Source organism: Modicisalibacter luteus DSM 23508 (assembly GCF_000378505.1).
GTDB lineage: Bacteria > Pseudomonadota > Gammaproteobacteria > Pseudomonadales > Halomonadaceae > Modicisalibacter > Modicisalibacter luteus.
Genome location: NZ_KB899995.1, coordinates 220123 through 233776 on the forward strand (window position 1 = coordinate 220123; position 13654 = coordinate 233776).

At 61.6% G+C, this 13654-nt stretch carries 13 protein-coding genes; 3 read left to right on the forward strand and 10 right to left on the reverse strand.

Annotated elements, in window-relative coordinates; all coding sequences use genetic code 11:
• Window positions 1-96: 96 nt before the first annotated feature.
• The 5 genes from F568_RS0112120 to F568_RS0112140 form a co-directional block, all read right to left on the reverse strand.
• Window positions 97-1629, reverse strand: a complete 1533-nt coding sequence (locus tag F568_RS0112120; RefSeq protein WP_019018999.1) for a malonate--CoA ligase — start codon at window positions 1627-1629, stop codon at window positions 97-99.
• The gene (locus F568_RS0112125; protein WP_019019000.1) at window positions 1626-2984 is read right to left on the reverse strand and encodes a malonyl-CoA decarboxylase; all 1359 of its coding nucleotides are present in this window, start codon (window positions 2982-2984) and stop codon (window positions 1626-1628) included. The genes F568_RS0112120 and F568_RS0112125 overlap by 4 nt, the downstream gene beginning before the upstream one ends.
• 23 nt (window positions 2985-3007) lie before the next feature.
• Window positions 3008-4336, reverse strand: a complete 1329-nt coding sequence (locus F568_RS0112130; RefSeq protein ID WP_019019001.1) for a TRAP transporter large permease — start codon at window positions 4334-4336, stop codon at window positions 3008-3010.
• Entirely contained in the window at window positions 4320-4859 is a 540-nt protein-coding gene (locus tag F568_RS0112135) for a TRAP transporter small permease subunit (protein ID WP_040476282.1), read from the reverse strand. The genes F568_RS0112130 and F568_RS0112135 overlap by 17 nt, the downstream gene beginning before the upstream one ends.
• 88 nt (window positions 4860-4947) lie before the next feature.
• Window positions 4948-5946 (reverse strand): TRAP transporter substrate-binding protein, encoded by a 999-nt coding sequence (locus F568_RS0112140; protein ID WP_019019003.1) that lies wholly within the window; start codon window positions 5944-5946, stop codon window positions 4948-4950.
• Window positions 5947-6098: 152 nt separating this feature from the next.
• Here F568_RS0112140 and F568_RS0112145 point away from each other — a divergent pair, with 152 nt between their 5' ends.
• Together F568_RS0112145 and F568_RS0112150 are read left to right on the forward strand one after the other, a co-directional pair.
• Window positions 6099-6776, forward strand: a complete 678-nt coding sequence (locus F568_RS0112145) for a GntR family transcriptional regulator (RefSeq protein ID WP_019019004.1) — start codon at window positions 6099-6101, stop codon at window positions 6774-6776.
• Window positions 6777-6824: 48 nt separating this feature from the next.
• Window positions 6825-7613, forward strand: coding sequence for a sulfite exporter TauE/SafE family protein (locus F568_RS0112150; RefSeq protein ID WP_019019005.1), 789 nt, complete (start codon window positions 6825-6827; stop codon window positions 7611-7613).
• A 5-nt stretch (window positions 7614-7618) separates the two neighbouring features.
• Here the strand turns inward: F568_RS0112150 and F568_RS0112155 are convergent, their stop codons facing one another.
• From F568_RS0112155 to F568_RS0112175, 5 genes are all read right to left on the reverse strand, one after another.
• Window positions 7619-8359, reverse strand: coding sequence for a ParA family protein (locus F568_RS0112155; RefSeq protein ID WP_019019006.1), 741 nt, complete (start codon window positions 8357-8359; stop codon window positions 7619-7621).
• A 117-nt stretch (window positions 8360-8476) separates the two neighbouring features.
• Window positions 8477-9421, reverse strand: coding sequence for an NAD-dependent epimerase/dehydratase family protein (locus tag F568_RS0112160; protein ID WP_019019007.1), 945 nt, complete (start codon window positions 9419-9421; stop codon window positions 8477-8479).
• 65 nt (window positions 9422-9486) lie between these two features.
• Window positions 9487-10779 (reverse strand): TRAP transporter large permease, encoded by a 1293-nt coding sequence (locus F568_RS0112165; RefSeq protein WP_019019008.1) that lies wholly within the window; start codon window positions 10777-10779, stop codon window positions 9487-9489.
• A 2-nt stretch (window positions 10780-10781) separates the two neighbouring features.
• Window positions 10782-11297, reverse strand: coding sequence for a TRAP transporter small permease (locus F568_RS0112170; protein ID WP_019019009.1), 516 nt, complete (start codon window positions 11295-11297; stop codon window positions 10782-10784).
• Window positions 11298-11362: 65 nt separating this feature from the next.
• On the reverse strand, window positions 11363-12340 hold the full coding sequence (locus F568_RS0112175) for a TRAP transporter substrate-binding protein (RefSeq protein ID WP_019019010.1): 978 nt from the start codon (window positions 12338-12340) through the stop codon (window positions 11363-11365).
• A 261-nt stretch (window positions 12341-12601) separates the two neighbouring features.
• Between F568_RS0112175 and F568_RS0112180 the strand changes: the two genes are divergently transcribed.
• The gene (locus tag F568_RS0112180; RefSeq protein ID WP_026300513.1) at window positions 12602-13639 is read left to right on the forward strand and encodes a LacI family DNA-binding transcriptional regulator; all 1038 of its coding nucleotides are present in this window, start codon (window positions 12602-12604) and stop codon (window positions 13637-13639) included.
• The last annotated feature ends 15 nt before the right edge of the window (window positions 13640-13654 follow it).

Below are 13654 nucleotides of genomic sequence, written 5' to 3' on the forward strand. Positions count from 1 at the left end.
GTCCAAATGCGGCAGTCCGATGACAACGCAGTATGGCAGCCACTCGCCCTGGCGCCGGCATGGCTCCAGAGCGAGGGCTGGGGGGACATGGCCCGCTCAGCGAACCTGCGCCGGTGCGTAGATGTCCTGGTACTGCTGGCGCAGCTGGTTCTTCTGTACCTTGCCCATGGTGTTGCGCGGCAGAATATCGGCGAAGAATACTCGTTTGGGCTGCTTGTACTTGGCCAAGCGCCCGGAGAGCGAGGCGAGGATCTGGGCCTCGTCGAGCTGCGCACCTGACTGAGGCACCACCACGGCAGTCACGCCCTCGCCAAAATCGGGGTGAGGCACGCCGATCACCGCGGACTCGACCACGCCGTCGAGCTCGTCGATGACCTGTTCGACTTCCTTGGGATAGACGTTATAGCCGCCCGAAATCACCAGGTCCTTGTCGCGCCCGACGATATGCACGTAGCCGCGCTCGTCGATCATGGCCAGGTCGCCGGTGATGAAAAAGCCGTCCTCGAGCAGTTCCTCGCGGGTCTTTTCGGGCATGCGCCAGTAGCCGATGAACACATTGGGGCCGCGCACCTCAAGCATGCCGATCTCGCCCTGTGCCACCGGCTGGTGGGTCTCGCGGTCGGTGATACGAATCTCCACCCCCGGCAGCGGCGTGCCCACGGTACCGGCAATGCGGTCGCCCTCGTAGGGGTTGGAGGTATTCATGTTGGTTTCGGTCATGCCGTAACGTTCAAGGATGGCATGCCCGGTGCGCTGTTCGAACGCCTGGTGCGTCTCGGCGGTGAGCGGGGCGGAGCCGGAGGTGAACAGGCGCATGTTGGCGGTGAGTTCGCGAGTCAGGCGGCTATCCTGGAGCAGACGCGTATAAAAGGTCGGCACACCCATCATTGTCGTGCCGTTGGGCAGTTCCTCAATGATCGTGTCGACATCGAAGCGCGGCAGAAACAGCATGCTGGCACCGGCCATGAGTATGACGTTGCAGGCCACGAACAGGCCGTGGGTGTGGAAGATCGGCAGGGCGTGAATCAATCGGTCGGTCTCGCTGAAACGCCAGGCCTCGACCAGCGACGCCGCGTTGGAAGCCAGGTTGCGGTGCGTCAGCATGGCGCCCTTGGAGCGCCCGGTGGTGCCCGAGGTATAGAGGATCGCTGCCAGATCGTTGGCGTCGCGAGGCTCGATGGTCTCGAGCGGTGTGGCCTGTCTAGCCTGCTCCAGCAGGCTGCCATCGCCCCCGGTACCCAGGGTGGCGACCTGCGGGCAGCCGGTATCCTCGGCGACGCCTTGGGCGGGCCCGAGATCCTCGGGGCGACAGACAAACAGGGCCGGCTCGGCATCGCCGAGAAAGTAGCGTATCTCCTCGGCGGTGTAGCCCGTGTTGAGCGGCAGATAGACGCCGCCCAGGCGCAGGCAGGCCAGGTACAGCAGGACCGTCTCGGGACTCTTGTCGACCTGTACCGCTACACGATCCCCGGGGCGCACGCCCAGGGCCCGCAGGGCGCCTGCAATGCGCGCCGTGTGATCTAGCGCCTCGCGGTAGGCGTAGTGGCTGCCATCACGGGTGGTGATGAAAGTGGCGTCTCCACGGGCGTGCATGCGCGCCGCAAACGTCTCGAACAGATTGTCGCTCATTTTTCCGTTTCTCCCGTGAGCAGTTTTCGGGCACGCCGCTTCAGGTCGCGTACGCTCGAGGAGCACGCGATCGTGCCGTTGGTCGTGTATTGCTCGTGATTGCGCTCGATGTCCTCGAGCACGTAGAGATAATTGACCATCAGGCCCGCGGCCTGATGGATGCCCTTGGCCGAGATGTCCCCCAGCCAGTTGATGCGATGCAGCTCCGCGCCATTGCCGAGATGGAAGCGGGCGACCGGATTCAGCGGCAGGCCCTTGCCGTTCTTTTCCTGCAACAGGTAATGGGCCGCCAGTGGCTTGATCACTTCCCGCAGGCGGTCGGCCTTTGCCGGGTCGCTGTGCCAGTCGGGGTCGTCGAGCAGGGTCAGCGTCTCGCTGGCCCCATCGTCCAGGTGGTCTTCGCTCTCGTGCAGGCTATCCAGCCACTGGCGGAAACCGGGTACCGGCGACAGCGTCACGAAGTGGCGCAGGTTGGGCAACTCCTGCTTCAGCTCCTGAACGACCTGCTTGATCAGGAAATTGCCGAACGAGATGCCGCGCAGGCCGACCTGGCAGTTGCTGATCCCAAAGAACGCCGCGGTATCGGCGACGTCGGGATCCTCGATCACGCCGTGTGTCCCGCTGAGAATCGGCTGGATCTGGTCGGGCAGGCCCTTGTAGAGCGCCACCTCGACGAAAATCAACGGCTCGTCGCCGATGGCCGGGTGGAAGAAGGCGAAACATCGCCGGTCGCGAGCATCCAGGCGACGCCGCAGATCATTCCAGTCCTGGATCTCATGCACCGCCTCGTAGTGAATGATGCGCTCGAGGATCGCCGCCGGCGTGTTCCAGTCGATGCGCCTCAGCACCAGGAACCCCCGGTTGAACCACGAGGCGAACAGGTGGGCGAAGTCGTCGTTCAAAGGCAGCAGGTCGGGATGCGCCTTGAGCACGTTCAGCAGGTCTTCACGCATGCCCACCAACTTGTGAGTGCCGCCGGTGGTCAGGTTAAGCCGCCTCAATACTTCCTGACGGCTCGGCTCGCAGACATTGAACAATGCCTGGAGGTCGCCGTCGTTGCGGGACGCCTGGTAACGCTGGTACGCCTCGTCGATACGCTCGGGGTCCGCCGAGAACTCGCTGGTCAGGCGCTCGAAGAAGCGCAGTTTCTCGGTCTCGTCGAGACGCGTGTAGAGGTCGAGGGCACGGCTGGCCAGGGTGATGCTGGAAGCCTCGCCATCGCTTTCCAGCAGCGCCCGGCACGCCGCGATCACCCGCTCGTTATCGACCGGGACGCGGGCCTCGGAGCGCTGCCAGCGAAGGGCATCCCGCTGGGTGATGGTACTGAACAGTTCCTGCAGAAAGCTCATGTTCATGGTCGCTTCTCTTGTGGTGACGGTCAGTTCATCAGCAGATCGGGTAGCCAGGTGGCGATGCCGGGGAAGAAGCACAGCAGCACGATGCCCAGCACCATGCACAATGCGTAGGGCAGACTGCCCAGCAGCACGTCGCGCAGGGCGATGTCCGGGGCAATACCCTTGATTATGAAAAGGTTCAGGCCAACCGGCGGCGTGATCAGCCCGATCTCCAGATTGATGGTCAAAACCACCGCGAACCAGTAGGGATCGAAATCCGCCGCGAGAATGATTGGCAGTAGGATAGGAGCGGTCATCACGATCACCGCCACCGGTGGCAGGAAGAAGCCGGCCACCAGCAAGAACACGTTGATGATGCCCATCAGTACCCAGCGGTTGACCTCGAGATCGGCGATGGCGCCGGCCACGGTCTGGGTGATGAACATCGACGACAGCGCATAGGCGAAGATCTCCGCTGCGGCGATGATCAGCATGATCATTACGCTCTCGCGCAGTGCGTCGCGCATGATGATCTTGAGTGGTTTCGCGCGCCACATGCGGTAGACCACGATGGCCAGCGCCAGGCACAGGAAAGCGCCGGCACCTGCGGCTTCCGAGGGTGTCGCGACCCCACCATACAGGGCAAACAGGATGCCGGTGACTACCACCAGAAACGGCAGCACCCGCACCAGGGCCTTGAGGTTGCCCTCGACATTCTGTTTTACCTGGGCCGCCGCCTCCGCCACCGGGTTCGGCGCGTTATAACCGCCGGCCAGCTTGCAGGCGATCAATGTCCAGGCCATGAACAGCAGGGCCAGCATGACACCGGGCACGGCACCGGCGATGAACAGCCGGCCAATGGAGGTCTCGGTGGAAATGCCGTAGACGATCATGGTCACCGAGGGCGGAATCAGGATGCCCAGCGTGCCGCCGGCAGCGATGCAGCCGGCGGCCACGCCATCCGGATAGCCACGCTTGCGCATCTCGGGGATACCCAGCTTGCCGATTGCCGCACTGGTCGCCGGCGAGGAGCCGGACAGTGCGGCGAAGATCGAGCAGGCGCCGATGTTCGAGATTGCCAGTCCGCCGGGAACGCGACCCAGCCAGAGATCGAGCGAGCGATACAGGTCGCGCCCGGTGGGTGACGATGCCACGGCTGCACCCATCAGTATGAACATGGGAATCGCCACGAAACTGAACGAGGCGAGACTGCCATAGAAGGTTTCCCCGAAGTAGGTCAGTTCGCCCATGCCCCGATTGAGCACCAGGGCACCGAGGGACACGCTGCCCAGGGCGAAGGCAATGGGCGTACCGATGGCCATCAGGACCATCAGCGCGACCACGATAAGGATGCCGCTAGTGACTGGATCCATGGTTGGCCTCCCCACGAATAATTTCCGCGATGTACTGCAGCGAGAGCAGACTGGCGCCGATAGCCATGGGCAGCAGCGCCGGCCACAAGGGTGGGTTCCAAACCGTGCCTGTGGTCCAGCCGCCGTGCCAGGCCTCGAGCACGTATAGCCAGGCGCCATAGGACAGGGCGATACAAAAGCCCAGGCCAACCAGCGATGCGGCCAGCAGCATGGCCTTTCTCAACCAGCCGCCTATGGCATCGGGCAGCACGGTCACGGCGACATGGCCACCGGTCATCAGGACATAGGGGGCGCCGAGCAACATGGCGCCGGTGATGGTGAACACGGTGAACTCCGTTTGCCAGGTGGTGCTCTGGCCTAGCGCGTAGCGCACGAAGATCATGTGACAAACAGCGAGCACACCGGCAGCCAGGGCCACGGAGGCGAGGACGGCCGTGGCGCCGGAAATGACGTCCATCATGCGGATGTATGCGCCGATCACGCCACGGTTGGGCAGCAACGTGTGGCTCGAGGTATGGGCCATGATGCCTCCCTCATCGGTGAGTGGGAGAACCGCCATGCAAGGCGGTTCCAAAGGACGACGGCCCGACAGGCGTGGTCGGGCACCGCATTCACTCCACGGCCAGGGCCGCATCGATCAGGGCTTGTCCGTTGGGCACGTTCTCGGCAAAGGTCTTGTAGGAGCTTTCCTTGGCGATCTTCAGCCAGGCCTCATAGTCTTCCTGCGACATGGAAACGACCTCGACGCCGTTCTCCTTGAACACGTCGATCATCTTCTGGTCGAGGGCGGCCGCCTCACCGGCAAAATACTCCTCAGCCTTCTGACCGGCCTCGGTCAGGGCCTTCTGCTGCTCTTCGTTGAGGCGGTCCCAGCTCTGCTGTGAGATCAGGATGGGCTCGTACATGAACCACAGGGCGTTCTCCCCGGGGGCGGTCAGGCAGTCGACCTGTTCGTAGATACGGTAGGAAACGAACGAGCCGGATGAGGTGTTGGCGCCGTCGAGCACGCCGGTCTGCATGGCGGTGTAGATTTCCGAGGACGGCATCGAGGCGATCGACGCGCCTGCGGTGGCCAGCATTTCATCGAAAGCGGGACCGGCGGCGCGCATGGCCTGGCCCTGGACGGTATCCGGTGAGGTGATGCATTGCTTGCTCGAGGCGAAACCGCCGGCGAGCCAGGCATCGGCTAGCACCTTAGCGCCGGCGTCGTTGATCACCTGTTTGATCATGTCCATGAATTCGGAGTCGTTGAGCCGTTGGGCGCGTTCATGGTTGCGGACCAGGCCCGGCATCAACGTGGCGGAGAACTCCGGGTGACGGCCACTGGCGTAATCCAACGGCAGTGCGGTCATATCCAGACGACCGCGGACCAGAGCACCCCATTGCTCCTTGGCATCGAACAGCGACTGTCCCGGGTAGACCTGGATCTTCAAGTCGACGTTCGCGGCCTCGACCTCCTTGGCCATGAGCTGAACCATCTCGTCGCGAACGTCGCCCTTGCCACCGGGGAACTGGTGGGAGGCACGCAGGACGGTCTCGGCTGAGGCGGCGGAACTAAAGGCAACGGCCAGGCCGAGCGAGGCCATGGCCACAAGTGCAGTGGGTTTCATGTTGGCGTCTCCGATTCGATTGTTTTTGTGCTAGGTATATATCAGACGAGCTGATATATACTTTAATAGCGGCGCTGATATATTTATGTCAATTTCTTGACCACTAGACGTTAGTGGCAGGCGATCGGATCGGGAGGTAGAGCGTGAGCGGCATGAAGCCATCCAATGCGCAGCGGCTCAGGGACGCGCTGGAAAACGACATTCTCAATGGCCATCGCGCACCGGGAGAACGCCTCGATCCCGAGGCCCTGGGGCAGGAGTTCAACGTCTCGCGTACCCCGGTCCGTGAAGCCATCCAGCAGTTAGTGGCCAGTGGGCTGGTTATCGTGCAGCCCAAGAAAGGCACGTTCGTGGCCCAGGTCGGCATCGACCGGCTGATCGAGATGTTCGAGGTCATGGCGGAACTGGAGGGCATGTGTGGCCGACTCGCTGCCCGGCGTATCTCACCACAGGAGCTTGCCGAGCTGCAGGCGGCCCTGGAGCGCTGTGAACAAGCGGCGCTCAACGGTGATACTGACGAGTACTATTACGAGAACGAGAGTTTCCATAACTGCATCTATATCGCCAGCCACAACGCGTTTCTAGCCGATGAGGCCCGCCAGCTGAAGATGCGCCTGAAACCCTATCGGCGTTTGCAGCTCAAGGTACGTCATCGCATGCAATCGTCGCTGGAAGAGCATCGGCGTATCGTGGCGGCGATCGAGACGGGGGATATCGAGGCGGCCGAGCAGACCTTGCGGTCCCACGTGCTCGTGCAGGGCGAGCGGTTCAGTGATCTGGTGGCGAGCGTCAAGGACCTGAATCGCGCCAGGGAGCCCGAATGGTCCTGACCCGCGCACCCTTTACCAAAATACAAATGCTGACCTGAGTCATCGTTCATGCTGCTCGCTTTTCTTTTCTTCTCCCTGGTAGGCATCGTCGCCGGCTTCGTCGCCGGCCTGTTTGGCATCGGCGGCGGGGTCGTGATCGTCCCGGCCCTGCTGTTTGCCTTCGCCCAGCAGGGCATGGACCCGGCGTTCATGACGCACATGGCCATCGGCACATCTTTGGCCACCATTGCAGTGACGGGGTCGTCATCGGCTTTCGGTCATTGGCGGCGGGGCGCGGTCGCCAAGGGGCTGCTGGTCCGGCTGCTGCCAGGGTTGATTGCCGGGGCGATTCTCGGCGGAGTGCTGGCGAGCGTGCTGCCGGCAGAGCAACTGCAGTGGCTATTCGGGGTGTTCCTGATTCTGCTGTCGCTGAGGTTTCTGCTGTCACGCATGCCCCGCCCATCGGATGAGGGGGCCGGCACGCTCCAGACGCTTGGCGCCGGTACGGTGATCGGCACGTTTTCCTCGCTGTTCGGGATCGGTGGCGGTGTGCTCAGCGTGCCCTGGCTGTTGCGCAGCGGAGCAAGCATGACCCGCGCCGTAGGGACATCCGCGGCCTGCGGCATTCCCATTGCTGCCTTCGGGGCGCTAACCTTCGTGGTGACGGGCTACCGACATGCCGGACTGCCCGACTACGCCTCGGGCTATCTCTACTGGCCGGCCTTTTTGGGCATGGTGCTATGGAGCGTGCCATCGGCCAGGCTGGGCGTCGCCGTGGCCCATCACCTGCCGGCCGGCCTGCTCAGGAAGCTGTTCGCCCTGGTCATCCTGCTGGTGGGAATCAAAATCCTGCTGTAACACGCTCAGGCATTGCCGAGCCGCCCGGCTACTTCCTCCCATAGCGCGGTGTAGGCCTGTGCCGCACGGGTGCGTCGGGCGAAGCTGGCTACCGGCGCCTGTTCCAGCCCCATGTGTTCAATCACGCTGGCATACGGGATCGCGGCGGATAGCCGCAGCGGCCACTGCTCGGAAAGCGCTTCCAGCATGTCGCGATGCAGCCGCTTGCGGCGATCGACCAGCGTGGCGAACGGCCACATTGGACACGTATGGTCCTCGGCATCCAGATGCTCGCGCAGCATGGTGAGGGTACGCAGGGACAAGGTGGTGGGAATGACCGGTACCAGCAAGGCGTCGACACTGGAAAAAACCTGGCCGGACAAGGCGGATAGGCTCGGTGGGCAATCCAGCAGCACCAGATCGTAATCGTCACTGACTGGCTTGAGAATCTTACGCAGTCGGCTCGGCTTGCGGTCTTCCAGCAGACGATCCATCTCCCGCGAGCCGAACGAGGCGGGCAGCAGGTCGAGGCGATCGATCTCTGTGGCGCGGATCACTTTATCAAGCGTCGCCTTACCCTTGACCAGCTTGTCGACGCCACCCCGTACCTTGGCCTTGCTCTTCAGGTAGAACGTGGTGGCCGCCTGCGGATCGAGATCCCACAGCAGGACACGCTTGCCGGCAAGAGAGGCTTCCGCTGCCAGATTGACAGCGGAAGCGGTCTTGCCCACGCCGCCCTTGATGCTGTAAAGGGCCAGCATTTGCATGCGCATTCTCCGTTATTATCGTGTGTGGCCTGCATGTGGGTAGCTTGGCGTTACAAGATGTCAAAAAGGTGACAGATGCCAAGCGGCGGGGTGTCCTCTGGCATCCTGCCACATGGCTTATTGCCTGAGCCATTGCCAATAGTCATGAAGTCCCTTTCTGATATCTACATAAACTGGTTGGAAACCCAGCTCGTCCCGGGCTAGCGAAATATCCAGTGGTGACCCGCGCACTACGAACGGCCCTGGACCCAGCTGCATGTTGCTCGGCTTGCCCAGGAGCTGTTCGACTTCATCGACGATAGCCTGATGATCCACCGTCACGCCACTGGAGATATTGAAATGTCTCGCTTGGACGGTCTCTTTTTCGAACAGCAACACGATGCCTCTCGCAGTGTCGTGGACGTGCGTCCAGTCCAGGGCCTGGTCCCTCCCGTTGGGCGCCTGAACATCACTGAGCCCTTCGAGCGGCCCGAATAACGCCTGATAAACCTGATGCATATGCGACGGTCGCTTGCCGGGCCCGTAGACGAAGAAAAGACGTGCATGACGGATATCCATGCCGTAGGTCTCAGTGTACTGGTCGCCGAAAAGCTCACCGGAGATCTTGGTGGCACCGTAAAGGTCTGTGGCCTTGTAGGGAGTCGTTTCATGCTGAGGGCCTGAAGCATCGCCGTAGACGGCACCCGAACTCATGTTGACGATCTTGCGAATGCCGAGGATGCGGCAGGTCTCATAGACGTTGAGCGTCCCCAGCGTGTTGATAGAAATGTTGCGGAAAGGACGTTGTTGGAAGCTGGGGCCGGCAATGACCGAGACGCCATGAATGACTCCCTCGAGTTCGTCGCGGTAGGCCAATAACGTCTCGAACAGGGTGTGGTAATCCAGCACATCGATTGCTTCCAGTACCAGCTTGTCGCGCACCGCTTCTAGGTAATCCAATCCCAGGCTGTCGAATTGCTTCGCCGCCATGTCGCATATGATGACTTTCTTGCCCTGGCTGGCCAGCATCTGGGCTACCCAAGAACCTACATGACCCAGGCCACCCGTAATCAATACCGCCATGGTGTGTCTCCTTCATGATGAGTCCCGAAGAACATTTGGCCTTGCGTGTTCGGTTTGCTCCCTTGCTATCGCAGCACCAGATCCGGCAAGAACATGACGATCGACGGGAAGCAGGTGATCAGGATCAGTACCGCCAGCAGTGGAATGTAGAAGGGCAGCGTGGCCCGGATCAGATCCATAAGCGGCAGGTTGGTGATCTTCTGGATGGTGAACAGGACGGTGCCTACCGGTGGTGTAATCAGCCCGATCATCAGGTTGAAGATCATCAGCACACCAAAGTGCACCGGGTCGATACCGTATTGCACGACTACGGGAACCAGTAGCGGTGTTAGTAGGAACAGCGCCGGGACGGAGTCGACGAAGAGCCCGATCAAAAGGATGAACAGGCTCAGCAGCAGCAACAGCATCAATGGGTCGGTGATCGTGGCCAGCAGGAAGTCGGCGACCAGCGCCGTGACCTGATAGCGCGCCAGGACCCAACTGTAGAGGGCGCTGCCAGCAATGATCAGTAATAGCGCGGCGGTGTCGATGGCGGTGGCGCGCAGTATGTCGTAGAACTCACGCAGATTGATTGAGCGATAGACGCCAAACGAGATGATCAGACAGTAGAGCAGCGCAACGACCGAGGCTTCAGTCGGCGTGAATAGGCCGGACAGGATGCCGACGATAATGATCAGCGGCGTCAGCATTGGCAGCAGGCCCCGCGACAGGGCTCGCAGGAATTCCTGCAAGGTGGCTCGGGCCCGGGTCGGATAGCCACGGCGATGGGAAATCACACCGACCATGATCATCAGTCCCAGCCCCATGAACAGGCCTGGCAGTATCGAACCCAGGAAGATGGCGGCGATCGAGGTGTTGGCCAGGGCGCCATAGATCACCGCAGGGATGCTTGGTGGGATGATCGGGCCGATCGTGGCCGAGCTGGCAGTGACGGCGGCACTGAAATCCGTGGGGAAACCGTCGTCCTGCATCGCCTTGATCTCGACGGCGCCCAACCCTCCGGCATCGGCCACGGCCGAGCCGGACATGCCGGCAAATAGCATGCTGGCTAACACATTGACGTGACCCAGGCCGCCCTTGAAGTGACCTACGGCGCAGCGTGCGATGTCGAATACCCGATCGGAAATACCGGCGGCATTCATCAGCCGGCCAATCAGCAAAAAGGCCGGGATGGCCAACAGAGTGAAGCTATTCACTCCGTAGAGGGTGCGCTGGGCGATCATCTCGAGCGGGATGGCGTCGAAGCCACGGGTATAACCCAGCACCAAGGCTGATGAGGCAATCATCGCGAAGGCTACCGGCAGCCCCAGCATCAGCAGACTGATCAGGCCTACGAACATGATGATGAAGACTTCCATGCTCAGTCGCTCCAGGGTTTGGCAGGGGGAGTGGCAGTCTTGCCACGGAGGTGGCGCTGACATTGGCTGGTCAGCAGGATCACCATCAGCAGAGCGGCAATGAACTGCACCAGATAGACGTACGAGAAGCTCATCTGGAATGTGCTGGCAAACACGCCGGCGGTACGTTCCATCATGTTCCAGGCGCCCCCCATGATCATGATCAGCACCACAATCCCGATCAGATCGGCGAGGGCCGCGACGAGATGTGCGATCTTGGGAGGGAGCCGATCGGTCACGATCGTCACGCGGATATGTTCCTGATAGCGCAGCGCCAGCACGGAGCCGAGAAAGATTTCGGCGAGAAACAGGTAGCGCGACACCTCATCAGTCCACGGCACGGCGAGGCCCAGCGTATAGCGTGAAATGACTTGTATGGCCATGACCACGAGCATCAGGCAGAAGGCCGTGACCACGACGGTGGTCAGCAGGGACCAGAAGATAGCCAGCGCACTCGAGACGAAGGATCGGGGACTCACGTGAACCTCCCTTGCGAAGGCGGATGGGCCCGCATCGCTCAGACGCGATGCGGGCCGGTACGAGGCTACTGGTTGAGCAGCGACATGACGTAGTCGCGCACGGCGGGGTCGTAGCCTTGGGCGATTTCCTCGACGGCCGGCTTGGCCGCTTCGCGGAAGGCCGCGACATCCGGCTCGACGACCTCCATGCCCTCATCCTTCAGCTTCTGGTACACCTCTTCCTGGCCTTGAGCGACGAGGTCGTTGCCCCACTGGGTGGCCTCATCGATGGCCGAGAGCAGCATGTCGCGGTTCTCTTCGGACAGGCCCTGGTAGAAGTCCTCGTTCATTAACCAATGGAAGAAGGAGTACACGTGTTCCGTACGATTGATGTAGTCCTGCACCTCATGCAGCTTGCCGGCATAGATCAGGTCGACCGGGTTTTCCTGCATCTCGATCACGCCCGTCTGCAGCGAGGTGTACACTTCCGGCCAAGCGATGGGACTGGGCAGGGCGCCTATCTGCTCCCAGACCTTCACCCAAGGCGCGATTTCCGGGACACGCATACGCACACCCTGGATATCCTCGGGTGACTTCACTGGCATGTTGGAGGTCAGGTTGCGCGGGTTGCGTGCCGACAGGCCTACCAAGCGCATGTTGCCGTTGGCCACGAGTTGCTTGTTGATGGCTTCCCCAGTTTCGCCTTCATAAACCTGGCGGGCTTCGTCACTCGAGTCGTAGACGAAGGGCAGGTCGGCGGCCGCGAACTTGGGAGCATAAAGTGTCATGGGCATGGAGCCGCCCAGGGCGATGTCATATTCCCCGTAGCTGACGCCTTCCAGATGGTCGCGTTCGCCACCGACTTCGGTGCCGAGCAGAGTGACGCTCATCTCACCGTCCGTCTGCTCCTCGATTGACTGTTTCAGGCGTTCGCCAACCTTGAACATGGCATGTGCCGGGTCAACGTGAATGGCGATGGCGATTTCCTGGGCAGAGGCGGACATGGCCACCCCCAACGTCATCACACTGGCAAGTACGAATTTTTTGGTGGTTGTTATCTTCATGTGGGCTATCTCCAGGTGCTTTGGCAGGCTAGGGACCGCAGGGAGCGGTCTTGGTGACATGAGTCGCCGATAGAGGAGATTCAGGGGCTGGCATGGCGTCCTCCTGTCTCTTGTTGTTGTCGGTACGACGACGGGGAGAGGCACTAGGAAAAAGCTAGCAGGGCATTTTTGGTAGCGCTACCAAAACGATGGTAGCGCTACCAAAACTTTAGTCGTAGGGTACACTGCGACATGCATGGATGAGCGAGGACGAAACAGCCCATGGGAAAAACAGAACGCGGCCGCCGACGCCACAAGGGAGTGGGGCGCGTGACGCTGGGCGACGTTGCCAAGCATGCCGGCGTGGCGCCGATTACCGTCTCGCGGGTAATGAACAACCCAGACCAGGTCTCGGAGAAATTGCGCAAGCGTGTCGAGCAGGCCGTGGATGCGCTGGGCTATGTGCCCAACCTGATCGCCGGTGGCCTCGCCTCGGCAGGCACCCGGGTGATCCCGGTGATTGTGCCCTCGCTGTCGATTCTGACCTACATCGACGTGATCCATGGCATCCAACAAACCCTGGAAGATACCGGCTACCAACTGTTGCTGGGCTCGACCGACTTCGATCTGGATCGCGAGGCGGCCCTGATCGACACGGTCTTGGGCTATTCACCGTCAGGCATCATCATTGCCGGGCTACGTCATCGCGAGCGGGCGATCCAGCGTCTCGAGGCGTGCCAGCGCCCGGTGGTCGAAATCATGGAATATGGCGCGTCCTGCATCGATAGCAATGTCGGTGTCGACAACGCCGAGGTGGGGCGCTGCATGGCCCGGCATCTCGTCGAACGGGGCTATCGTCGCATCGCCTACGTGGGGTCGCGCATGGACCGGGACTATCGGACCATCCAGCGCTACGAGGGCCATCGCGAGATGCTGGAGTTGGCAGGCATCGATGGCAGTCGCTTGTTACAGAATGACGAGGCGGCTTCCTACAAGACCGGAGGCAGGCTGTTCATGGAAGCCATGGCGAGCTACCCGGATCTCGACGCTATTCACTTCACCAATGACAACCTGGCGGCCGGCGCCATCCTGGAGGCCAACCGGCGGGGTATACGGGTGCCCGACGATATCGCCGTTGCCGGTTATCTGGGCCTGCCGCTCAGTGAATGCCTGACGCCTGCGCTGACCACGGTATCGGTGCCGCGCTTCGAGATGGGCGTCCAGGCGGCCAAGTTTCTGCTGGCACGCCTGGATGGGGAGCAGGGCGAGGCATTACGCTGCGATATCGGCTTCGAACTGATCGTGCGGGACAGCACATAACGCCTCGACCTCTCA